Source organism: Rhizorhabdus dicambivorans (assembly GCF_002355275.1).
Taxonomy (GTDB): Bacteria; Pseudomonadota; Alphaproteobacteria; order Sphingomonadales; family Sphingomonadaceae; genus Rhizorhabdus; species Rhizorhabdus dicambivorans.
In genome coordinates this window covers 1,442,275-1,463,992 of record NZ_CP023449.1, presented here as the reverse complement: position 1 = coordinate 1,463,992, position 21,718 = coordinate 1,442,275, and the positions used below count along the sequence as shown (strand labels likewise).

Annotated in this window: 20 protein-coding genes; 2 read left to right on the top strand and 18 right to left on the bottom strand. The window is 61.1% G+C overall.

Translation table 11 applies throughout. The features are described 5' to 3' along the window. The 11 genes from CMV14_RS06990 to CMV14_RS06940 form a co-directional block, all read right to left on the bottom strand. The gene (locus CMV14_RS06990; protein WP_066960640.1) at nucleotides 1-1,344 is read right to left on the bottom strand and encodes an MFS transporter; all 1,344 of its coding nucleotides are present in this window, start codon (nucleotides 1,342-1,344) and stop codon (nucleotides 1-3) included. Further along, nucleotides 1,341-2,684 (bottom strand): mandelate racemase/muconate lactonizing enzyme family protein, encoded by a 1,344-nt coding sequence (locus CMV14_RS06985; RefSeq protein ID WP_083215720.1) that lies wholly within the window; start codon nucleotides 2,682-2,684, stop codon nucleotides 1,341-1,343. Before CMV14_RS06985 ends, CMV14_RS06990 begins: the two co-directional genes overlap by 4 nt. Continuing rightward, nucleotides 2,584-3,552 carry an NAD(P)-dependent oxidoreductase gene (locus CMV14_RS06980; RefSeq protein ID WP_066960647.1) on the bottom strand — a complete coding sequence of 323 codons (969 nt, stop codon included), beginning with the start codon at nucleotides 3,550-3,552 and terminating at the stop codon, nucleotides 2,584-2,586. The genes CMV14_RS06985 and CMV14_RS06980 overlap by 101 nt, the downstream gene beginning before the upstream one ends. Before the next feature lie 81 nt (nucleotides 3,553-3,633). After that, a complete protein-coding gene (locus CMV14_RS06975) occupies nucleotides 3,634-5,811 on the bottom strand; it encodes a TonB-dependent receptor (RefSeq protein WP_176489013.1) in 2,178 nt (725 codons plus the stop codon). A 328-nt stretch (nucleotides 5,812-6,139) separates the two neighbouring features. Further along, nucleotides 6,140-6,847 (bottom strand): TetR/AcrR family transcriptional regulator, encoded by a 708-nt coding sequence (locus CMV14_RS27385; protein ID WP_066960652.1) that lies wholly within the window; start codon nucleotides 6,845-6,847, stop codon nucleotides 6,140-6,142. 59 nt (nucleotides 6,848-6,906) lie between these two features. After that, nucleotides 6,907-7,563, bottom strand: a complete 657-nt coding sequence (locus CMV14_RS06965) for an RraA family protein (protein ID WP_066960654.1) — start codon at nucleotides 7,561-7,563, stop codon at nucleotides 6,907-6,909. Then, nucleotides 7,560-8,228 carry an RraA family protein gene (locus CMV14_RS06960; protein WP_083215740.1) on the bottom strand — a complete coding sequence of 223 codons (669 nt, stop codon included), beginning with the start codon at nucleotides 8,226-8,228 and terminating at the stop codon, nucleotides 7,560-7,562. The genes CMV14_RS06965 and CMV14_RS06960 overlap by 4 nt, the downstream gene beginning before the upstream one ends. Next, entirely contained in the window at nucleotides 8,221-8,616 is a 396-nt protein-coding gene (locus CMV14_RS06955; RefSeq protein WP_066960661.1) for a RidA family protein, read from the bottom strand. Before CMV14_RS06955 ends, CMV14_RS06960 begins: the two co-directional genes overlap by 8 nt. Next, nucleotides 8,616-9,626: a DODA-type extradiol aromatic ring-opening family dioxygenase gene (locus CMV14_RS06950; protein WP_066960664.1), complete on the bottom strand. Its 1,011-nt coding sequence runs from the start codon at nucleotides 9,624-9,626 to the stop codon at nucleotides 8,616-8,618. The genes CMV14_RS06955 and CMV14_RS06950 overlap by 1 nt, the downstream gene beginning before the upstream one ends. Next, the gene (locus CMV14_RS06945; RefSeq protein WP_238147215.1) at nucleotides 9,626-10,582 is read right to left on the bottom strand and encodes an amidohydrolase family protein; all 957 of its coding nucleotides are present in this window, start codon (nucleotides 10,580-10,582) and stop codon (nucleotides 9,626-9,628) included. Before CMV14_RS06945 ends, CMV14_RS06950 begins: the two co-directional genes overlap by 1 nt. Nucleotides 10,583-10,665: 83 nt before the next feature. Continuing rightward, on the bottom strand, nucleotides 10,666-11,292 hold the full coding sequence (locus tag CMV14_RS06940) for an RraA family protein (protein ID WP_066961035.1): 627 nt from the start codon (nucleotides 11,290-11,292) through the stop codon (nucleotides 10,666-10,668). A gap of 120 nt (nucleotides 11,293-11,412) precedes the next feature. On the opposite strand from CMV14_RS06940, the gene CMV14_RS06935 reads away from it, so the two are divergent. Next, complete coding sequence (locus CMV14_RS06935; RefSeq protein ID WP_238147214.1) at nucleotides 11,413-13,002, top strand: fatty acyl-CoA synthetase; 1,590 nt, start codon at nucleotides 11,413-11,415, stop codon at nucleotides 13,000-13,002. Between the two features lie 102 nt (nucleotides 13,003-13,104). Here the strand turns inward: CMV14_RS06935 and CMV14_RS06930 are convergent, their stop codons facing one another. From CMV14_RS06930 to CMV14_RS06905, 6 genes are read right to left on the bottom strand one after another with little or no spacing between them, the layout of a single operon-like run. Continuing rightward, nucleotides 13,105-14,544, bottom strand: coding sequence for an aldehyde dehydrogenase family protein (locus CMV14_RS06930; RefSeq protein WP_176489014.1), 1,440 nt, complete (start codon nucleotides 14,542-14,544; stop codon nucleotides 13,105-13,107). A gap of 10 nt (nucleotides 14,545-14,554) precedes the next feature. Further along, nucleotides 14,555-16,105: a class I adenylate-forming enzyme family protein gene (locus tag CMV14_RS06925; protein ID WP_066960673.1), complete on the bottom strand. Its 1,551-nt coding sequence runs from the start codon at nucleotides 16,103-16,105 to the stop codon at nucleotides 14,555-14,557. Between the two features lie 10 nt (nucleotides 16,106-16,115). Then, nucleotides 16,116-17,231: an NAD(P)-dependent alcohol dehydrogenase gene (locus CMV14_RS06920; protein ID WP_066960676.1), complete on the bottom strand. Its 1,116-nt coding sequence runs from the start codon at nucleotides 17,229-17,231 to the stop codon at nucleotides 16,116-16,118. Continuing rightward, nucleotides 17,232-17,669 (bottom strand): hypothetical protein, encoded by a 438-nt coding sequence (locus CMV14_RS06915; RefSeq protein WP_066960680.1) that lies wholly within the window; start codon nucleotides 17,667-17,669, stop codon nucleotides 17,232-17,234. Further along, nucleotides 17,666-18,193: an SCO family protein gene (locus CMV14_RS06910; RefSeq protein ID WP_066960683.1), complete on the bottom strand. Its 528-nt coding sequence runs from the start codon at nucleotides 18,191-18,193 to the stop codon at nucleotides 17,666-17,668. The genes CMV14_RS06915 and CMV14_RS06910 overlap by 4 nt, the downstream gene beginning before the upstream one ends. Then, entirely contained in the window at nucleotides 18,183-19,808 is a 1,626-nt protein-coding gene (locus CMV14_RS06905; protein ID WP_139114685.1) for a linalool dehydratase/isomerase domain-containing protein, read from the bottom strand. Before CMV14_RS06905 ends, CMV14_RS06910 begins: the two co-directional genes overlap by 11 nt. 224 nt (nucleotides 19,809-20,032) lie before the next feature. Here CMV14_RS06905 and CMV14_RS06900 point away from each other — a divergent pair, with 224 nt between their 5' ends. Continuing rightward, nucleotides 20,033-20,734 carry a TetR/AcrR family transcriptional regulator gene (locus tag CMV14_RS06900; protein ID WP_066960687.1) on the top strand — a complete coding sequence of 234 codons (702 nt, stop codon included), beginning with the start codon at nucleotides 20,033-20,035 and terminating at the stop codon, nucleotides 20,732-20,734. A 42-nt stretch (nucleotides 20,735-20,776) separates the two neighbouring features. Here the strand turns inward: CMV14_RS06900 and CMV14_RS06895 are convergent, their stop codons facing one another. Beyond that, nucleotides 20,777-21,718 carry a Gfo/Idh/MocA family oxidoreductase gene (locus CMV14_RS06895; RefSeq protein WP_066960690.1) on the bottom strand — a complete coding sequence of 314 codons (942 nt, stop codon included), beginning with the start codon at nucleotides 21,716-21,718 and terminating at the stop codon, nucleotides 20,777-20,779.

Genomic DNA, 21,718 nt, shown 5'->3' with positions numbered 1-21,718 from the left:
TTATCGGCTAGGCGGAAGACGTTTTTGGACGCGCAATAGCATTAGCAGGCCCAACGCACTTATGGCCGTCAACAGCATGGGCGACCCGGCCACGGCGAAGATCTCTACCGGAGTCAGGCGCGGCATCAGACTACCGCCAATAACGGGCGCGGCGATTGCGCCCGTCTTGGAAATTCCATTTGCCCAGCCAACACCGGTCGCTCGTATCTCCGCGGGATAAACCGAGCCCACGATACCGTGGAGACTCGACTGCGATCCCAGCATGGCGGCACCCGCTAAAAGGCTGACGATCACGATATCCTGCGAAGTCCGGGCCAATCCCAGCACGGTGATGGCCAAGGCCGCAAGAACCGCCAGAACGGCAATCGCCAAAAACCCGACGCGATCCGTGATGAACCCGCCGATGACGCTGCCGATCGCACCACCGGCGAACATCGCGGCCATCGCATAGGAGGCGACGCTGCCGTCAAAGCCTTGGCGCACCACCATGGTCGGCAGCCAATTTCCGATGAAGAAAACCGACAGGGCGCATGTTATATACAAGGCCCAGACCCATATCGTCGGCCAGCGCAGGCGCGCGCCAAACAGCGATCTTACGCCCAGCTTCTCGGCCTTGCGATGATCGAGAACCAGGGTCACCCCTTCACCGAGGTCAAGATCGGGCCGCAATGCGAGTGCGGCTTGCCGTACGACCGATGAAGGTGCGGGTTTGCCCACCAGAAATGCCAGGGATTCGGGTATGATGACGCAGACGCCGGCTGCACACAGCAGCGATAGCGCGCCGCCAACCCAGAAGATCGCCTGCCATCCATAGCGAGGGACGATGCCTGCCGCGACCATGGCGGCGGCGATCCCGCCGAGAAGGAAGCAGGAGAATATGATGCCGATCGACGTGGCACGCAGCCGCGAAGGGATCATCTCGCTGGCCAGGGCGATAACGTTCGGCGTTACACCGCCAAGGCCAATGGCCGCGCCGAAGCGGACGAGCGCCAATTGCAGCGGCGACGAGGTGAAACCGGCCAGCAGCGTGAAACCCGCGAAGCAGAAGACCGCACCGATGATGACCCGCCGTCTGCCAAACTTGTCCCCCATTTCGCCAAGGACGAGCGAGCCCGCGAGCATTCCCAACATGGCGGCGGCGATGACCAGCCCCATCACGATCGGGGGGATCGCCCACAATTTCATGAGCGTCGGCGCCACATAGGCCAGCGCGCTGAGATCATAGGCATCGCACGCCATCAGCGCGCCGCAGATGGCGATGAGGCGATAGAGCGATGCCCCCACCCGCTGCCCATCTACCAGCGCTTCGACGGCCATCGTCGGTGCGGCGGAAACCGCGCTCATGGCATTTCCTTTCGATATCGCGCGAGGGCGTCTTCGTTGACCGTCACGCCCCAGCCGGGCCGGTCCGGTAGGATGAGGGTGCCTGCGTCCACCACGACGTCTTCGACGATGAGTTCATTCTTCCAGGGAACATCGTCCTGCTCGAACTCCATGATCCGGAAATTCGGCACCGCAGCCGAGAAATGGGCGCTGATCATGTTGGCGAGCGGACCATAGAAATTATGCGGCGCGACGTTCACCTGGAACGTCTCCGCCATGGCCGCGATGCGAAGAGATTCGGCAATGCCGTTCCACAGGATATCGACGATGGCGACATCGACCGAGAAGCGCTCGAAAAATGGTCGAAAAGCCCGCTGACCGTACACCGCCTCGAGCGACGCCACCGGCGTCGAGATTTTCCGGCGCACATCGGCAAGCACATCGGGTTCGTGCATGTCCATTTCGAGCCAGCCCAGCCGGCTCGATTCCACGGCCTCGTCGAGCCTGATCAAAGATTCGGGCGCCATTCCGAAACTCAGATCCAGCATGATGTCGCCTCCCGGACCGAAACCGGCGCGAAGTGCCTCCATCTGCCGGGCGATCGCATCGATAGTCCGCTGATCGCAATGGCCGCCCCATATGAGCGATCTGGCCGAAAGCCCTGTCGACCACCAGTGCGGTTCACCGTCGGGGCTGAAGATCAGCGCGTTGGTCTTCAGAGCGGTCCACCCTTTTGCGGCGGCATCGGCGGCAAACGCGGTGAGATCGTCCAGCGTGCGTAGCGCGCGCGAGCCCTCGAAATTGGCGAAATGATCTGGAGCGGCGGCGCGGACAGTTCCAAAATGCGACCAGTATAAAGGGATATGATCTCTGAATTTGCCGCCGAACAGGGCATAGACCGGAATGCCTAGCGATTTGGCGCAGATTTCCACGCAGGCATTTTCGATCGCGCCAAGAGCCTGCTGCATGGTGCCGCCCGCCACCATCCGGGTGATCGCCGACAGCTTGGCGATCAAGACCCGAAAGGCGCGCGGATCCTCACCCACGCACTGTTGTCCGATGGTCCGGATGACACCGGTCAGGCCGGGGGCCCAACCGGTCTGACAGAATTCGGACCAGCCCGTAACGCCGGTGTCGGTCGTTACCTTGAGGAAGCTGAACGTGCGCCACCCGCCGTCGACGTGAAAGTCCTCGACCTTTACGATGCGCATCGCTCGGCCTCGAACATTCTCTTCACAGGGCGGGCGGAACGACAGGCTGTCATGATCGGCCGGTCTCTTGCGTCGCGAGCGGCAGAATATGCCGTCGGGCAGCGGCAGCGAGCCGTCGAGCACCGGCGAGACTTCCCGCTGCGGCGACATGAGGCGTGATGATCAGGTTCGGCGCGGTCCAAAGCGAATGGCCTTCGGGCAAAGGCTCCGGCCAGACGACGTCGAGCGCCGCCCCCGCGAGCCGGCCCGACCTCAGCAGCGCTTCGAGCGCCTCCATATCGACCAACTCGCCCCGGGCGACGTTCACGAAGTAGCTGCCCGGCTTGATCGCACCGAGCAATTCTGCGTCGAACATCCCGATCGTCTCCGGTGCAAGGGCGATCGTCACGACGACGATATCGCTCCCCGCGACCACGTCCCGAATGGCTTCCAGGGACACGACATTCAGGTCGCCGCCTTCGCCGGGCGCAGGCGGGCTCCGTGTCACGGCGGTAACCGAAGCACCGAAAGCGCGCAGGAGCCGGCTGACCGCCTTGCCGATCGCGCCATAGCCGATGACCGCGACGGTGCGGTCCTCCAGCGACGCCATATGCGGCACGACACCATGCCGGCTCCAGATCTCCGCACGCGCCTGCGACTGCGCCTGCGGTATCGCGCGCAGCGAAGCGAGTGTCAGGGCCAAGGCGTGCTCGGCCACAGCCGGGCCCGTGGCCGATCCTGGGCCGCTCACCTCGACATGCCGCGGCAGACCGGCTCGCTCGAAACCGTCACGGCCAGCGCTGACGAAATGGAGCTTTTCAACAATATTGCCCGGCTCGTTGAGTTTCGCGATCACCTGGCCGGCGACATCCTCAGGCGCGTCGTAGACGATCAGCCCGCGCGCGCCATCCATAGCCGGCAACACTTCGTCGAGACTCGAGCAGATGTGTAAATCGATTCCTTCGAGCCCTTCAAATGCTTCGATGATCTGGCTCTTGGCAAGCCCGTAAGCCGCCCAATATACGATCTTGGCAGGCATCCGATCTCCTCGGTTTTGGCACGCTACAGTCGGCCACACCGGATGTGCGGCTCACCGGTACCGGCGAGCCGCACGTCTTGCTCACATCTTGTAACCGATCGTCACACCATAGGTCCGTGGCGCTCCAGGCACGATCGAATCGCCCAACGATTGCGAGGTCCATGACACATAATATTTGGTTTTCGTCAGGTTCTTGCCCCACGCACGCAGCCACCATCTTTCGCTCGGCTCTGTGTAGGTCAGTTGCGCCGTCAGCAGATCGTAGGCGCGTTGTACCGAGTGCCCATCCGGATCGAAATTGAAGCGCGAGCTGTGGAAATAGGTCGCCCCCACCGCGAACTCACCGATCGACGACGGAATTTTATAGTCGGCGGTGACGTTCGCGGAGAATTTCGGTGATCTGATCGTGTCGAACCCGGTGGCATCGCCCCGCGTTACGATCAGGCCACCCGCCGGATTGGGCGAATAGAAGGGCGCATTCTGAAAGCTCGTATAGTGCCCGTCCAGAAAGGACGCGGCCGCTCGAAGCGTGAAATGGTTGTTGGCGAAACGCGGAACCCAGGTCGATTCGAAATCCAGCCCTTTGATCTTCGCGCCGGCCGCGTTGATGATGACTGGCGTTCCAACTTGCACGATGATGAGCTGGATATCACGATAATTATAGTGGAAGGCCGACAGATTGAGCTGAAGCTGCCGATCGAACAGGCTCGACTTCAAGCCCACTTCGAAGGCATCCATCTTCTCGGGCCGGACCGGTGGGGCCGTAAAGCTCTGCGACGCATATTGGGCCGATTTATAGCCCCGGCTATAGCTGCCATAGACCATGATACCGTCCGCCAGATCCTGATCGATGGCAACGCGCCAGGTCGGAACCTTGTAGCTGTCATCCTGATTGGCTGAGCGGATGTTGGTACCGGGGGTGACCGCCGTATTGCCGCCGGCGGCGACATCCCGCCCCGCAACAGTGATCTTGTCGATCGTGTAGCGCGCGCCCATGGTCAGCCGCGTCGAAGGCGTGATCTTCGCCGTACCCTGGGCGAACACGGCATAGGATGACAGCCCCTGGTTCACGAAACGGTCCAGACGCTGCGCGCCAAGAGCGGCGCTGCGGATCTGGATAGGAAGGCTCTTGGCGGAAGAGTTCATGTAGAACACGCCACCCGTATAATCGAGCCAGTCGAGGCTGCCTCCGAGCGTGATTTCCTGCTGGAACGTGTCCGTCGCCTCCGCGAAGACGGCATCGATGACCGGAGCGGGCGTAACGTCCTGATCGAAATTGGCCCGGCTCTTCACGTAGCGGAACGCGCTCAGGCTCGTCAGGGCCATGGCACCCAGATCCTGTTCGATCTTCAGGCTCACGCCCCATTGCGGCGCGCGGACCTTCGTCGGCAGGTTGATCTGGGTGTCGTAGATCGAGCCGCGCTGGGGAACGCCACCGATCGCCCGCGTCCCCGGAGCGATCGTCTTAACCTGACCGGCATCATTGTGGTTGTTGCTGTAATCACCGGCAAGCGTGAGCTTGGTGCCGTCGGCCGGCTTCCACAATAGCTTGCTGCGCAAGGCGATCTCACGGCGGAAATAGGCATCCTCGCCCGTGACGAGATTGGTTCCGAAGCCGTCACCCTGGTGGCTGCCATAGACACTGAGATCGACCGCCAGCTTGTCGGTCAGGCCGGTCGATGCATAGGCCGAGCCCGTGACGGTCTTGTAATTCCCATAACCGAGATTCGCCTCGAGCACCGGAGTGAACGAAGGGTCACGGGTGATGATGTGGATGAGGCCGCCCGTCGCATTCCGCCCGAACAAGGTTCCTTGCGGCCCCTTGATGACCTCGATCCGCTCGACGTTGTTCAGCGCGAAAAGGCCCGCAGCCGGCGCGGCATAGTTCACGCCGTCGACATAGATCGCCACGGCGCCGGAACCACCGATATCGCCGCTCTGCGTTCCAACACCTCGCAGATATGGCGTTACCGAAGCTCGCGACATGGTCATGATCAACCCGGGGGCGACTGCTGGCAGCGAGCCCACATCGGAAATGCCGCTGCGAACCAGACTGTCACCACTGATGGCCGCAACGGCGATCGGAACCTTCTGAAGCGACTCCCCTCGACGCTGCGCGGTGACGACAATGTCCTGGACACCATCCGCACTTACCTCGGCCGAGTCTGCCGGCCCATTCCCGCTCTGCGCGAAAAGCTGCCCGGGCAGCGCCGTCGCAAGCGCGGTCGTCACAATCAGACGTACGATAGATGCTTTCATCATAACCCTCCCCTCTGCTTGATTTGCGACTATATTATCCACGACATCCCATATTGCAACGTAAAATTGTCCGATTGGATTGTTTTTTTGTCGCTGATGTCTCGCTGACGCGAAGCGGTCGCTGCGCGCGACATTCGCGCACCGCACCTGTTCACGGGGTATGGTTCGCCCAGCGCCTCGCTCCAGATATGCGGGCCCGTTTTCACCCGGCCCTTCGACGAAGCGGATGTTATGCGGCTGGATATCTCACGGCGTTAGCACGCGTCGCATCGTGAGGGTGGTCAATATTCAATGCCGAGTGATGGCACTTGCCACGCAACGAATTGGTTCAGGGCCGCTTGGTTTTCCCCGCTCGCCCTGTGCCTTTCGCGGCTACAATTTCTCCCGGATGTCGGAAGAATAGCGCCAAACATTGTTGGACATGCTGGTCGACAAACGCCTCCGACAGCGGCGAGCAACCAATGATCCGTTCAACCTCGGAAGACTGCATGAAGATGCGGGTCGTGGCACCAATGAAGAGATAATGGAGATGATTCGGATCGCCGGGTACGAAAGCGCCGGCCTTCTGAGCCTTGAGAATCAGGTCGGCGATCATGATGAAATAATCATGCAAATAGCCGCTTACCATTTCCTCCAATTGCGGACTCACGCCTTTAGCAGCATAGGTCATCAGGCGGTGGAGATCGGTGTTATCCGCCGAATACCGGATGAACTCCTCAAGCAATATTCGCAGCTTCTGAGCATCGTCCACACCGCGAAGCCCTTCGCAGCGAACGCGTTGCCGCTCGACGAAACTGCGAACGGTGCGATCGAGGGCCGCGCGCCACAATCCGTCCTTCCCCTGGAAATGATATGTGACGAGCGCGTGTCGAACCCCCGCCGCCTCTGCAACCGCGCGGGTTGTCACGCCGTCAAAGCCACCTGACGCGAACTGGTGAATGGCTGCGCCAAGGATGCGCTCCCGCGTATCTTCGGCACGCTGCTGGGGCCGGCGGGTCTTTTTAGGAGCTTCGCTTTCGATCGCGTCGGTCGACATAAACGTCCTCTATCAGCCATGCTGATCGGCCGCCAGCGCAACATGGCCGCCGCCTTCTATTACTCACGTCGGGTCTGAAGGGCGTGATAGCCGGCCTGCCGGCGCGCATCGTCAAGCCGCATTCCACCGAGCACGGCTTGACGAATGCGATCTTCGGCAGCCTCGATGTCCTGCGCAACCGACACCACCTCCGCAATTCGGTCGAACGGTATGGCAACGACACCGTCGGCGTCGCCGACCAACCAGTCACCAGCGTTGATACGAATCCCGGCAATCTGGACCGGCACGCCATAGGCGTCGGCTGTAGTGCGATCCTTGCCGGTGCGCATCGTGTTGCCGCGAGCAAAAACCGGATAATCGAGTTCCACGCACCGGTCGCTGTCCCGGCAGACGCCATCGATTACCGTACCGGCCACACCCTTGGTGTGCGCAACCAGGGTCAGGATGTCGCCCCACACTGTCTGGTTCATGATACCCTGATTATCAATCACCACCACGGCGCCGGGCTCGACCTCGTCAATATAATCCCCCACCACGCCACCACTGAGGCCGACCGGAACCATGCGGATAGTGAAGGCCGGTCCTGCAAAACGCATGGTTCGGACGACCGGCATAATCCCACAGGCCTGACCGTCGATACCGAGCCGGTCGAGCGCATCAGACAGCGCGGTTACTCCCAGCGCGAGCAGCTGTTCAGCCAGATCGGTGCGCGTCATCGTGATGTCTCCATCTTGAGCATGTCTTCATAGTCGGCACCCATGACGTCGCCGATCGGCTCGCCCGCATCGATATCGCGGGCCATCAGCGCTTCGCGCGCGGCAATCCGAGATGCGGCTGCCAGCACCTGTTCGACATCGCCCATCGCTACGAAGACCACCCCGCTCCCATCGGCGACCAAAAAGTCGCCGGGCTGCACGGTCACACCACCGATGGTGACCGCACAGGCAAAGTCATGTTCGGCGATACGCCCCCGCGCGGTGATCGGCACGGCAGCGCGCGCAAAGACCGGCAGGCCCAGGTCGCGGCTCTCGTCGACGTCGCGACATCCCCCGTCGACAATCACCGCCGCGATGCCCTTGCGCACCGCGCCGCGGCTGAGCAGGCCACCCCATCCGGATACGTCGCTGCGACCATGCTCAACCACGATCACATCGCCTACCGCAGCGGCCATGATCGCACCAGCACCTAGGTGACGCTTCGGCAGGCCATCGCGCGGCGGCCCCAGCTTTACAGTCATCGCGCGCCCGGCGATGCGCTGGCCGGGCATAGTCATGGGCTGCAAGCCGATCACGGCTCCGGGCAAACCGAGCTGATCGAGCGCATCGGAGATCGTACAACTGTCATAGGCCGCGAGCCGCGCCGCTATCTCCTGCTCAGTCATGACCATCCACCATCGCGATCACATCGCATTGAACGAGCATATTGGCCGGGAGGCCATCATAGGCCAGCGTATGCCTCGCCGGCCGTGACGCGGGATCGGGAAAGGCCTTGAGCCAATGTTCGTTCACATGAGCGCGCGCTTCGGGAACCTTGGCGTAAACCGTCATGCGTACCACGTCATCAAACCCGGCGCCGGCGGCGGACAGCACTCGCTCAAGTTGCCAAAACATGAGCCGGGTCTGCGCGGCGACATCATCAGGCAGGGTGCCGGTCTCGGGATCGAGGCCGTATATGCCGCCAGTCGCGATGAGAGAACCCTTGCGGCTGGCCACGGGAATGGGTTGGGCGCCGTGATCGAAACCATCGACGCGAATGCTTGTACGGGACATTATCTCTCCTTTGAAACGGCGCCCCAGCAGGCAAAGGCCAGGCCTACGCCCGTACCGGCGGGGGTACGGCGGACGGGTTCGTAATCGGCCCAGGACAATGGGAGATGACCAACGGCACCGGCGGTCATGATCCAGTTGAGGATTTCCGAAGAACCGGACCGCAGTGCCTCCGGTGGGATGGTGCACAGCAATTCCTCCTGGCCCGGCCGAAGCCCCGCGAGGACCAGTCGGTCCAGTGCCTCGTCGACGACGAAATGGCTGAGGCCGCCCGACGCCACCACAGCGACCCGCAAGTCGTCATCCGCCTGCTCGATCGCTTCGCGCAGCATCTGGCCGACATGATAGGCCCGGCAGGGCCGCATGACGTTGGGCGGGAAATAGGTGTTGAGAAGAACCGGCAGGATCGGAACGGCTCGCCCGCGCATCAGCCGCTCTGCGATGAAGCCGAATGCGTGCCCGAAACCGGCCTCGACTGGATCATCGACGAGGGCCGCCGCACTGACATCGACATGGCGCTCGATCAGCCCCGCGATGACCTTCCCGGCCAGGGCGGGCGCCGCGGGAAAATGATGGACGCGATCCATCGCATAACCCTTCGCCATTGCGCTCATCCAGGCGGGCTTGTCCGGCCTGCCCCAGACATCGTTGGTCAGGATCTCGTCGCCATAATAGATCGACATGGCCGGCATGTTGGCGAGCGAGAACAGTTCGCCCTGATCATCCCCGATGACCAGCACGACATCCGGATCGGCCGCCTCGAGCGCATCGGCCAGCCGGTCGAGATTGGCCTGCGAGCGGAATGCGGATTGCTCGAACTGCTCGGATGTCGCCAATGCCGCATAGGGCTCGCCATTTTCGCTCGCGAGCTGCGCATAGCTCAGGCAGCGGCCATCCGACATGTTGAGCTCCGGATTTTCATAATCCGCCTCGGCGCGGCGCTGCCACTCTTCCCAGTCGATGGTGAGAAGTGGACTGTGCGCGGCGCCGATGCCGAGGACGATGTTCGCCATCAGTCCGGCAGGCCGGTAAAGAGACGGCGCGCATTGCCTTCGAAGATCTTGTAGCGATCATCCTTCGAGAGGAAGTCCATCGCTTCGATATCGGGCTTCATGTCATCGAACGAGCGGCCCGTTGCATCGTTGATCTGGGATCCGCTGCCGAGCCGCTCGGTGCCGAAGCAGACCGCGTCGGTGCCGACGACCTTGATCAGCAATTCGACCGACAGCGGCGAATGCAGGCAGGTGTCGAAGTGGAAGCAGCGCAACGCGTCGTCGAACGTGCCCTCCTGCTGGTTCATGCGGCCTTCGACGCTGCCTTTGCCCAGATCGGGAAAAGACCCCCGCTCCGCCCGCCAGCGGCCGACCTGGTAGGGGACCGAGCCGCCGCCATGGGCGACGACGATCTTCAGCTTGGGATAACGCTGCATCACTCCTGCCTTGATCATTGACAGCAGGGCGATCGAATGCTCGGTGATGAAATGATTGGCATAGGTTTCGCGGCCGTTGCAGCAGGAGGCGGCGTGGATCAACGCGGGCACGTCATACTCGCACATACGCTCGTACAGCGGATACCAGTAGGGATCGCCCATGGCAGGTACGCCACCTAGACCCTCCGACGGATCAGGATTGATCAGGACCGAATTGAAACCGAGTTCACGGATGCAACGGTCCATCTCGGGGAACACCCGCTCGATCGGTTCGCCGGGAACCTGTGGAAGGCCCGCCATACCGATGAACCGATCGGGCGCGAGGCGAACCTGTTGCGCGACGGCATTATTGGTCCAGCGCGTCCACACGTCTACGAGCCGCGCGCCGCGCGAATGGAGCATGGTGAAGGGACGCGGCGACACCATCTGGAAATCGGTCCCGACGAGATCGAGCGCCTTGAACAACACTTGCAGGTGCTCGACGAAGCGCTCGTCGGGAATGCGCGGCTCCATCCCCGAATAGCTGCCATCGCTGCCCAACAGATTCATGCCGTTGGAATTGAGCTCCGGTGGCGCCCAGAGATGTGAGTGAACATCGATAATCATGAAGATTCTCCGGCAGGCTAGAGATCGTAGACGTCTAGGGTCCGCGCGCCGGCGCGGACCCGATCAAGGATGGTGAGTTCCCGCGCATCGCGATCGCGCGCGATAGGGATGGCACGCGAAGCTGCCTCGGGCGTGAGCACCAGCACGCCATCCGCATCGCCGACGACAAGATCACCGCGCCGCACCGTAACCGAACCAATGCGGATAACCTCGCCGACCGCACCGTCCCCCAAAGGATCCTTGACGGTCCCCTGGATGCATATGTTGGCGCTGAAGGTGGGGAGGCCGATATCTATCAAAGCGACCAAATCTCTGACGCCGCCCGTGATGACAAGTCCGCCTATGCCGAGCGCCTTGGCCGAGGTGGCCATGATCTCCCCCCAATAGCCGAACTCCGTGCCCGGGCCACAGTCAACCACCAGCACGTCGCCGCGCTGCGCCTGGGCCATGGCTCGGTGAATCCAGAGGTTGTCGCCTGGCGGGCAGCGCACCGGTAGCGCCGGTCCATGAACCGTCATGCCACGCTCGATCGGCTTGATCGCACTGGGCAAAGCGCCGGTTCGGCCCGCCGCCTCATGCAGCGAAGCGCTCGACAAACCATGCGCTTTGTTCTGGCCGAACGCGCTCTCCCTCTCCTCGATCACAAGGTCGCCTTTCTTATTTATTTTGTCCAATGGGACAGTTATGTGTAATTAATTAGTCCGTCAACATGAATTATAGGAATGCTGCTTCCGCGTCGCGAGGCAGCGTAGTTGGAGGGAAGCTTGACCAGCACTGCAGACACATGCTCGCTCGTGGGCGGGGCAACCCGCGAACAGTCTTTGGGGGCGATGTTGCGGCGGACCGTCGCGCGCTTCCCTGAAAAGATCGCGCTCCGGTGCGGCGGGGGCGATTGGACCTACGCCGAGCTGGATAGGCTGTCCGACCGCATCTCCCTCAGCCTGATCGCGCTGGGGATCGCACGAGGTGACCGGGTGGCGGTAATGGCACGCAACAGCCGCTGGTTCGTCGCCCTGCGTTTTGCCGTCGCCCGTACCGGCGCGATACTCGTACCGATCAATTTCATGCTCACTGCAAAGGATATGGCGTTCATCCTGAACAACAGCGATGTATCTTTGCTGTTCTGCGATACTGCATGCAGTGACGTTGCGACCGCCGCGGCCGCGCTGGCCGGGATTCGATCAGTGCGAGGTCTGCCGGATGCACAGGATGAAGAGCCGGACCTCCCTCCGCTCAGCGAACTGACCGCACAGGAGCATGACCACGCGATAGTCTTACCCATTGTCGATGGCCGCACTCCGCTGCAAATCCTTTACACGAGCGGGACGGAGGCCAATCCTAAGGGGGCAGTGCTCTCCCACGAAGCGGTATTGTGGCAAATCCAGGGAGCAATCGCGGGCTGCGACTGGCGCAGCGAAGCGATCGTCATCAACGCGCTGCCAATATTCCATTGCGCGCAGCTCGACGGATTCATGGCACCAGCGCTGGCTGTGGGAGCGACGAACATCATCCTTCCCGGCCCAGCCCCCTCACAATTGCTGGCGGCCATTCGTGAGCATCGGGCGACCTCCTTGTTCTGTCCACCGACTGTCTGGATCGACCTGCTTCGCCAAGATGACCCCGCGGATACGGCGCTAGGCAGCCTAACTCACGGCTATTATGGGGCGTCCATCATGCCGGTTGAGGTACTGCGCGAACTGAGTGCGCGGCAGCCACAACTGCGCCTTTGGAATTGCTACGGCCAGACCGAGATCGCTTGCATCGCAACGCTTCTCCAGCCTGAAGATCAACATCGCAAGATCGGCTCAGCGGGGCGCGCCGCGTTGCACGTCCAGATCCGCGTCGTCGACGACGCGATGAACGATATGATGCCGGGCGAGATCGGTGAGGTCGTATATCGCTCGCCACAGTTGATGAACCATTATTGGAACGACCCCGAACGCACTGCCGATGCTTTTGCTGGAGGGTGGTTCCATAGCGGCGATCTCGCGACCATCGACGCGGAAGGATACATCACCATCGTCGATCGCAAGAAGGACATGATCAAGACAGGCGGGGAGAATGTTTCATCGCGTGAGGTAGAGGAAATATTATACGGCTTGCCCGGTGTCTCCGAAGCTGCGGTGATCGGGCTTCCGGACCCTCGCTGGATAGAGGCGGTAACCGCCGTCATCGTACCGCGCACAGGCTGCGTTCTGAGCGAGGACGATGTGCGGGCTCATTGTCGCAAGCGGCTGGCGAGCTTCAAGACTCCTAAGCACGTCATTTTTGTGGACAGCATGCCGCGAAACGCCAGCGGAAAGATATTGAAGCGGGATTTGCGCTTGTTGGTCGAGCAGACACACCCTGGCTGACAAGGGCCCGGAATGGCCAGGCTAGATGCACCGGTTTGCGACCGGATTATAAGCATGGCCACCGCATAGCGCCGACCGCGACCGGCACCGCGGCCTCGACGACTAGGCCGAGACCGCTTCGGGTTGCGTTGCTATGATCGTCTGCGCGTTCGTATATTCGGTCAGACCCTCAAGGGCATTTTCAATGCCGATGCCGGATTGCTTGTGCCCGCCGAAAGCGACGTGGGGAGAGAAACTGTGGACCTCATTGATCCACACGGTTCCCGCCTCAAGACGTTCCGCTATGGCACGAGCCCGCTTCAGATCTTTCGACCAGACTGACGCGGCAAGGCCATATTGTGTGTCGTTCGCGCGCGCGATGACATCGTCGATGTCACGGAATTTGAGAAGCGGAAGGATCGGGCCAAATGCCTCCTCCGTGACGACGCGGCTGTCTTCGGCAGGATTGTCGACAATGCTGATCGGAACGAAGAAGCCGGGCCCTTCGACTATTTCTCCACCGGTAAGGAAGCGGTCGCCGGCTGCCTTGGAATCAGCGAGCAGCGCCTTGAGCTTCTCGAACTGGATGCCGTTCTGGATCGGCCCGAGATCGACACCCTGGTGCGCCCCGTCACCGACGTTGACCGTCGCCGCATAATCGACAAGCGCGCCTGCCAACTCATCATAAATGTCCTCATGGATATACAGCCGCTTGGCGGCAACGCAGAACTGGGCGCTGTTTTGGAAGGCCGCCCAGAACAGCGCCTTCGCCGTCTCCTTCACATCCACGTCCGGGAGGACGATCGCCGGATCATTTCCGCCTAGTTCGAGCGTTATGCGTTTCAAGTTGCTCGATGCCGCAGCCATGATCTTGCGGCCCGTCGCCGTCGAACCCGTAAAACTGATCTTGTTGACATCCGGATGCGTGGTCAGTTGAGCGCCGAGATCATTGCCGCCCGACACCACATTCAGCACACCCGGAGGGAGGATGTCGCGGCAGATCTCACCCAGCTTCAGCGTACAGAGAGACGTGTGGGGGGAGGGCTTCAGCACCATGGTGTTACCGGCTACCAGCGCTGGTGCGATCTTCCAGATCGCGAGCAGGACCGGAAAATTCCAGGGCGTAATCGCGCCGACGACACCCAGGGGAACACGGCGCGTCTCGACCGACCGGACGCTGGTCTTCTCCACGACATGAACGGCAAGCGACTGTTTGGCGATCTCGCGGCACCATATGATCGAACCCCCGATCTCCCATTCCGCCCCTGCCCGCGCCTTGCCCTGTTCGCGGGTCAGCAGACGCATGAACTCCTCGGCATGAGCCTCAATGCAATCACCGATCCGGCTTATGAGTTCCTGGCGCCGCTCGATCGGTGTGGCGCTCCAGCCGGGGAAGGCGCGGCGAGCCGCGGCGACGGCGCGGTCGAGTTGCTCGGCGGTCGCTTCGGGAACCTCGGCGATCACCGCCTCGGTGGCCGGATTGATCGCGCTGAATGTCAGCCGCTTCTCGGCTGACAAGCCGTCGATCGTCATTTCGTAATCAGCATCGAAATCGATCGTCATGATTTGTCCTTCAAGCGATTCCAGCCGGCAATCGAGCAGGCGGGGTTGAGGCTACGAGAGTCGGTTCGAGATCGCGCAGCGCGCGACGCATGATCTTGCCAGTGCTGGTGGTTGGGAGGTCCGGCACGAAGGCGACGGAGCGAGGCACTTTGTAGGGAGCGAGATATCTCCGGCAATGGTCGATCAACGCCGCTTCATCGAGCGACGAGCCGCCGCGCAAGACGACATAAGCCTTGGCCAGCTCTCCTTTTTCGGGATCAAGAAGCGAACCCACCGCGACCATCGCCACCTGTGGATGAGAGCCGATCACGCGTTCCAGCTCACCAGGATAGACGTTGTAACCCGCAGTGATGATCATGTCGTTCTTGCGATCGATGATGTAAAAATGGCCCTTCTCATCCTGGCGAGCTATATCGCCCGTCGCGAGCCAGCCATCCTCATCGATCGCAGCGGAGGTCGCGGCGGGATTACCCCAGTAGCCTTTCATCACCAGGGGCCCTCGTATCATGAGCTCACCGGGACTATCGCTTGGCACATCGTGATCGGCACCGCACGGATCCGCAATCTTGATTTCGACGCCTGGAAAGGGACGACCGATCGACCCGTGCACCTCCGGCCAGCAGGGATGGTGCGAGACGGCCGGACCCGCCAGTTCCGTCATTCCCCAAAGCTCCAGGAGGCGACAGCCCAATCGCTGAGCGACCTCTTCCATGACCTCTTTCGCCATCGTCTGGCCACCCACCGTGCAGCGCGTCAGGCTCGAGAGATCGGCGCCGTCGAGCGCCGGATGCCGCAGAATCTGATAAAACATCGTTGGCACGCCTTCGAGCAGAGTGACTTGCTCCGCGGCGATGATCCGCAGGGTCTCGCCTGCGTCGAATCGCGCAGGCGCCACGAGACGACTGCCCGCCAGAAATATGGAATTCATCACGGCATTGCCGTAGACATGGGAAAAAGGGAGTGCCGAGAGAATGACATCGTCCGGGCCGCGATCGTGGATCACGGCGGTCCAGGCGAGACTCGTGAAGATATTGCGATTGCTCAACATGACGCCTTTGGGGCGGCCGCTGGTTCCCGAAGTATAGGCTATCGCAGCCAGCTCCTCCCCGGAACGAAGCGACGGTGACGCAACACCCTTATCGAGCAGTTCTTCGAAACGGATCGAGCCACCCTCGCCGCCGACACCAATCACCACAACCGCTGGGCTTGTTGCCAGGACCGAAGCACAACGCTGTGTCGGCATAACCACTGCGCTCGCCCCCGAATCGGATAGAATGTAATTCAGCTCTTCAAGCGTCAGCATGATGTTCACCGGCACGACGACCGCACCCGCCCGCACGATGCCGTGATAGGCGGCGATCCATTCCCAGCAATTAGGAAGATGCAGGATCACCCTATCCCCCGGATCGATGCCCGCACCAATCAGCCCGGCCGCTACCTGACCGGCCAGGCGGTCAATCTCGGAGAAGCTGAAACGGACGCCATCTTCCATCGTGATAGCCATCCGGTCGCCGAACAGCTTAGCGGCGTGATCGGTCAGGCCGGCGATGACGGGCTGCATCTTGAAGCCCTCAGTTCGCGCGATAGGGAAGCAGAACCGGTTTGAGCACCTCGCCGCGCTCCGATGCACGGACAGCACTCTCGATATCTGCCAGGGAAAAGGTCTGTATCAACCGATCGAAGGGGAAGCGGCCCTGCATCCACAAGTCCACAAGCTGAGGGATGAAGATGTCGGGAATGCTGTCTCCCTCAATGATTCCCCGCACGGTTCGCCCGAACAACAATCCATTGAGATCAAGGGCGACCTCGGTGCCGAGAGGCGCGACCCCCAATATGCCGCAGGTTCCGGTCAGTCGCAGGCAATCGACCGCTTGGCGGACAACGGCGGGTATCCCGGTACACTCCAATGAGAATTGTACGCCCTCGCCGGCAGTCGCTTCCCTGATCGCGGCCACGCAATCCGCGTCGGTTGGAGAGATCACCATGGTCGCCCCCAGCGTCTCGGCCAGCGCCAAGCGCTTCGCGTTGATGTCTACCGCAATGATTGTCGTGCAACCCACGAGCTTCGCCGCCATCACCGCCGCGAGTCCAACCGAGCCTGCGCCGAAGATGGCGATGCTTGTGCCAGCACCGGGCCGCAGCGCATTGATCACGGCGCCGGCGCCCGTCTGAATACCGCAGCCCAATGGTCCCATCAGCTCGATCGGGACGTCCGATCGTATCTTGACTACGTTCTGCTCGGTCGCCAGCGCATAATCCGCGAATGACGACTGAGCGAAGAAAAAGCTGCTGAGACAATCACCGCGGTGATCTCGGCAGGAACTCGATCCATCCGGGCGCGCACCACTGAAATTGTAGGCATATAGATCAGGACAATAGCCCTTGAGACCACGCTGACAATTCGCGCAGGCACCGCAGCTCGCATAGCTGAGTACAACATGATCGCCCGGCGCCACCTTGGTGACCCCCCGCCCGACCCGCTCGACTATACCAGCGCCCTCATGCCCTAATATCGCCGGCAACGGCGTGGGAAAGAATTGATCGCGCACCACCAGATCGGTGTGGCAGAGACCCACGCCGGCGATACGAACCAGGACCTCGTTGTCGCGTGGTTCTTCCAGAACCACTTTCTCGATAGCGAACGCGCCACCTTTTTCCCGCACGACCGCAGCATTCATCGTGGCCATTTAGCACTTCCCTACTGGTGCTGAGAATGTGATCCGAACGAGCCAGGCTCCCAGGAAGGCGCTGCAGAGATGAGCGATCGCAGACGAATGGAGCGCGGCCGGCACCGCGATTGCCGTAGCCGCGCGGCAGCAAAGAATCGTCAGCGGTAGCGACAACATCATGGCGGCCGCGAAAGCGAGGCTTCCTTGCCACAGCGGACGGGCTGCCAATGGGAATGTCAACGCAGCCATCCCCAACAAGGACATTGGCCCGGGCGCCAGCAATATCAGCTGAAACAGCAGGCGATCGGAGCTGGGAAAACGTGACCCTCCGCAGATATCGGCCAGGATCGTTGGCGACAGTCGGCTGCTGTCGAGCAGGATCATCGCGATCGCGGCCGACGCTGCCAACGGCATGCGTGAGCTTATCCGTTGCGCGCCGAGAACTATCTCCGTCATCGGCTCATATCCAGGATATCGCGGAGGCGCGCCGCGAGACCCGGGGCGTCGATCGTGTCGGGAAAATGCGTCACGAATGCACCGTCCGGGTCCAGGAGATACGTCAGGGCCGTGTGGGGCATGGCATAGCCGTCGGCGTCGTCAGCATCGTCTCGCCTCTGGGCGAACACCCGAAAGGCGGACTTGGCCGCGGTGGTGGCTTCCTCGGTGCCGGTCAGGCCGACAAACCTGGGAAATCGCTCGCAGAGAAAAGCCTTCATGACGGCAGGCGTGTCGCGCGCCGGATCAACGGACACATATAGCGGCTGGATCAGACAGGCCGACGTGCCCAGCAGATCGAGCGCTTCCGAGATCCTGCCCAATGCCCGCGGACAAACGACGCGGCAATGGGTGAAGCCGAAGAACAACAGCATATAGCGTCCGGCATAGTCCGCCTTGGTAACCGGCCTGCCGTAATGGTCGATCAGCGCGAAATCTCCCCCGATCTCCGAGGTCGATGCGAGGCGCGGACAGCTACCTGGCATCTGATCGATCCCACACCACGAGAACCGAGGTCAGTCCGTTCAGCGGAAGCGCGATCACCAGCCTTTCGTCTTCGCGCCGCACCGCGATGCCGCCTGTGCTGGAGAGCACGGTACCGGGATCGCCGGAGGCGACCGCCACGTCATCGAGAAGGATGGTCCATGTGCCCCGTCCCCAGAACCTGCCGATCTCGAATTCCGCAGCCAGAGCGCGTTGATCTCGGGGAGCAAAGGCAAGGCTGAGCATACCGGTGGCATTATCGAACCAAGCTTGACGTACATCGATACCAGAGGACATTCCGACCACCGCCGGCTCGGCAAAATGCTCATCGTTCCATACGCCATCGTAGAGCTTGGCCAGGCCGCCCGGGACATTGAGGCGCGCATAGGCGAGCAGCACGTTGCCGGTATGCGGGTCCATCGTTATCGGCATACCGCTGGCGTTCACCGGCTCATCCTGCCGCGGGTAATAATAGCTACCCCTTTCCCATGTCGGCTGAAGCATGCTGTCCGCATAGCGGAGCATGCGGGCTAGGGTTTCCTCATCGCCCACTTCCGAGGCACAGACGGCCGCCCAACCGAAATCGCGTGCCGAAATCAATTCGGGGCGATTGGGTGCGATCGACCTGACAGGGCGAATGGTAAGGGTACCGTCCGGACCATCCATGCGCCATGCGGCCATCTGTTTGGGATAATGCTCCCGGACGAAATCAGGATTCCAGGCATGCATGAGCGCGGCCATCCAGAAGTCGGCCCAGGGAGCCTGGTCAGGCGTGATCAGGGTACGCTCGCGTTCCTGGATCATCATATTGTAATGACCCATTTCATTTAGGATGCCGAATTCGGACCAGGCCGCCAGATAGCCATCGGTCACCTCGCGGGCCAGGTTTCCACCATAGACGAGATCGTGGAACCGAAAGCCGATGATGGGAATCTGATTGCAGACCTGGAAGATACAATTCGGCTCACAGGCGATACCAAGATAACCGCGCTCTACCATATTCCAGTAAATGTGATCATTCAGAGATGTTTCGTCATATAAGAATAATTTCCCACCCTCTCCCCAGAACAAAGGTTTTATCGAAAAGCTGAGCGCACCGGGTCGAGCATATTTTGGATCACGGAAAAGATAGTGATACATCAGCGCCATGGACTGCACATAGGCACTGTACATTATATTATCGACTTCGACCGGATTCCATTGTGCCGGCAATTCTCCGAGCGACTTATTGAATGGTCCCCGTCCGGTACTGACATAGTGCCAATAGGTCCAAACGTCGGGCGAAAGAATCTTCTGGATAAAATTGTCGAAGGGTTTCTGGAAAACGACCGGCGCAGCCGGAAGCCGATGGGCATGAGTCAATGCAAGCACATAGGCCATATAAGCGAGCTGGAAGCGTAGAGCGCCGAAATCTTCCTGGAGTGTCGTTGGCCCGAGCATGCCCGACCAATCGTCCGGCAGCCGCTCGGACAGTTCGAGAATGCGACGCAGGCTGCCCGCCTGAACGACATCCAGTGACGGCGCCTCGCTTCTGGCGCGGATAGCGTCCACATCTTGCGAGAGAGGCTTTAGTTCCAAAGCTGAATCCCCTCCTTGCTGGCGTTCAGCCAGTCGCAACCCTGGCCTCGGTCTCCCGGCTGCGCCGCCTGGCATTTTAATCCCAAGGCAGCCCGGAAATGTCAATATCGAATTGAACTATTTTTGTCATTTTGGTTTATTTGAGTATAATTTTTCGCCTTGGCGCGGTTACCGCGCCGCCGGCATCGTTTTGCACGGTAAATCATTCATACGTAGCGTCAGCCCGCACCCGTGTTGCACGGAAAATGTCAACATGGATGTAGATGATACATTATAGCCGCGTGCTGATATTGGATCTGAGATGGCACGAGATTGAGGTTCGAATGATAGCAGCAGCAGATAACAGCCGTCGAAGGGAAATCGGAATCGCGCGGCGGGAAAAAACCCGCGAAAAGCTACGGCAAGCTGCCGCGCGCGTCATCGCGGAACTTGGCGAGCAGCGGGCCACCATCGATGATTTTATCGCCGCTGCCGGCGTCGCGCGCGGCACATTCTATAATTATTACAAGACGCGACAGGCATTGCTGGACGACTTGTGGGACAGCACTGGTCGAGATCCTTTTCAAGCCATTCAAACCGCCTGCGCCAAATTGGCAGACCCTGCGGAGCGCCTGGTTGCCGAGGCCAGGCTTGTCTTGCGGGAAGCGGCGGAGAAGCCGGCTTGGGGCTGGCTGATCTACGCCCTATCCGTCGACTCCCTCACGGTGAATGCGGATCTTCTGGCCTATCCCCGCCCCGATCTCGAAATGGGTCGTCGGCTCAATCGCTTCGATTATCTCAGTCTCAGCGCCGCTACCGACATGGTGGTCGGAACGGTGCGCTCAGCATTGCGTGCGACGCTCGCCGCTCCGCAGCGCATAGATTATGCGGAATCCATAGGGATCCTCCTGTTGAAAGCATTGGGTATCGGGAATGACGAAGCAGTCGAACTGTGCCGGCGGCCGCTTCCTCCTTTGAACCCATGACATGCGGGCACGGCAACCTCGGGGAATCTGCCTATCGAGAAATCAGGTTCCCGGCTGCCGCTCCAGTGCGTCGAGCACGCGGTAGCAGGGCATGACCTGCGCGACCGAGGCGTTGGGCTCCCGGCCTTCGCGGATCGCCGCCACGAACTCGCGGTCCTGCAGTTCGATGCCGTTCGAGGAGACTGCGACACCTGAAAGATCGACCGGCTCTTCCTTGCCGGTGACCAGATCGTCATAGCGCGCAATCCACGTGCCGTTGTCGCAGATATAGCGGAAGCAGGTGCCGAGCGGCCCGTCATTATTGAAGCTGAGCGACAGGGTGCAGATCGCGCCGCTCTCGGCTTTCAGCTGGATCGACATGTCCATCGCGATGCCGAGTTCGGGATGGATCGGCCCCTGCAGGATGTTGGACTGGACGATCGGCCCGGCCTGATAGGCGAACAGATCGACGGTATGGGCTGCATGGTGCCAGAGGAGGTGATCGGTCCAGCTGCGCGGTTCGCCCTTGGCATTCATGTTCTTGCGGCGGAAGAAATAGGTCTGGACGTCCATCTGCTGGATGGTCGCCTCGCCCGCGACGATCTTGTCATGAAGGAACTGGTGGCTCGGGTTGAAGCGGCGGGTGTGGCCCACCATCGCGACGAGGCCGGTCTCCTGCTGCTTCTTCAGCACCGCCTCGCCGTCGGCCAGGCTGTCGCAAAGCGGGATCTCCACCTGGACGTGCTTGCCTGCTTCCAGGCACTGGATCGCTTGGGCGGCATGGAGCTGGGTCGGCGTGGCGAGGATCACCGCGTCGAGCCCGGGCAGCGCCAGTGCTTCGGCCAGTTCGGTGGTGGCATGGGCCACGCCATATTTGGCGGCGAGCGCCTGGCTTGGCTCGAGACGACGGCCGATGACCGAGACGATCTCGACACCGTCGATCTGTTTGAGCGCGTCGAGATGCTTTTCTCCGAAGGCGCCGCCTCCGGCTAGGGCGATTTTCAT

What these genes read in the sequence shown, in the direction of transcription:
- CMV14_RS06990 (WP_066960640.1), bottom strand. Translation starts at nt 1,344, where the DNA reads ATGAGCGCGGTTTCCGCCGCACCGACGATGGCCGTCGAAGCGCTGGTA.
- CMV14_RS06985 (WP_083215720.1), bottom strand. Translation starts at nt 2,684, where the DNA reads ATGTCGCCGCAGCGGGAAGTCTCGCCGGTGCTCGACGGCTCGCTGCCG.
- CMV14_RS06980 (WP_066960647.1), bottom strand. Translation starts at nt 3,552, where the DNA reads ATGCCTGCCAAGATCGTATATTGGGCGGCTTACGGGCTTGCCAAGAGC.
- CMV14_RS06975 (WP_176489013.1), bottom strand. Translation starts at nt 5,811, where the DNA reads ATGAAAGCATCTATCGTACGTCTGATTGTGACGACCGCGCTTGCGACG.
- CMV14_RS27385 (WP_066960652.1), bottom strand. Translation starts at nt 6,847, where the DNA reads ATGTCGACCGACGCGATCGAAAGCGAAGCTCCTAAAAAGACCCGCCGG.
- CMV14_RS06965 (WP_066960654.1), bottom strand. Translation starts at nt 7,563, where the DNA reads ATGACGCGCACCGATCTGGCTGAACAGCTGCTCGCGCTGGGAGTAACC.
- CMV14_RS06960 (WP_083215740.1), bottom strand. Translation starts at nt 8,228, where the DNA reads ATGACTGAGCAGGAGATAGCGGCGCGGCTCGCGGCCTATGACAGTTGT.
- CMV14_RS06955 (WP_066960661.1), bottom strand. Translation starts at nt 8,616, where the DNA reads ATGTCCCGTACAAGCATTCGCGTCGATGGTTTCGATCACGGCGCCCAA.
- CMV14_RS06950 (WP_066960664.1), bottom strand. Translation starts at nt 9,626, where the DNA reads ATGGCGAACATCGTCCTCGGCATCGGCGCCGCGCACAGTCCACTTCTC.
- CMV14_RS06930 (WP_176489014.1), bottom strand. Translation starts at nt 14,544, where the DNA reads ATGACGATCGATTTCGATGCTGATTACGAAATGACGATCGACGGCTTG.
- CMV14_RS06925 (WP_066960673.1), bottom strand. Translation starts at nt 16,105, where the DNA reads ATGCAGCCCGTCATCGCCGGCCTGACCGATCACGCCGCTAAGCTGTTC.
- CMV14_RS06920 (WP_066960676.1), bottom strand. Translation starts at nt 17,231, where the DNA reads ATGGCCACGATGAATGCTGCGGTCGTGCGGGAAAAAGGTGGCGCGTTC.
- CMV14_RS06915 (WP_066960680.1), bottom strand. Translation starts at nt 17,669, where the DNA reads ATGACGGAGATAGTTCTCGGCGCGCAACGGATAAGCTCACGCATGCCG.
- CMV14_RS06910 (WP_066960683.1), bottom strand. Translation starts at nt 18,193, where the DNA reads ATGCCAGGTAGCTGTCCGCGCCTCGCATCGACCTCGGAGATCGGGGGA.
- CMV14_RS06900 (WP_066960687.1), top strand. Translation starts at nt 20,033, where the DNA reads ATGATACATTATAGCCGCGTGCTGATATTGGATCTGAGATGGCACGAG.
- CMV14_RS06895 (WP_066960690.1), bottom strand. Translation starts at nt 21,718, where the DNA reads ATGAAAATCGCCCTAGCCGGAGGCGGCGCCTTCGGAGAAAAGCATCTC.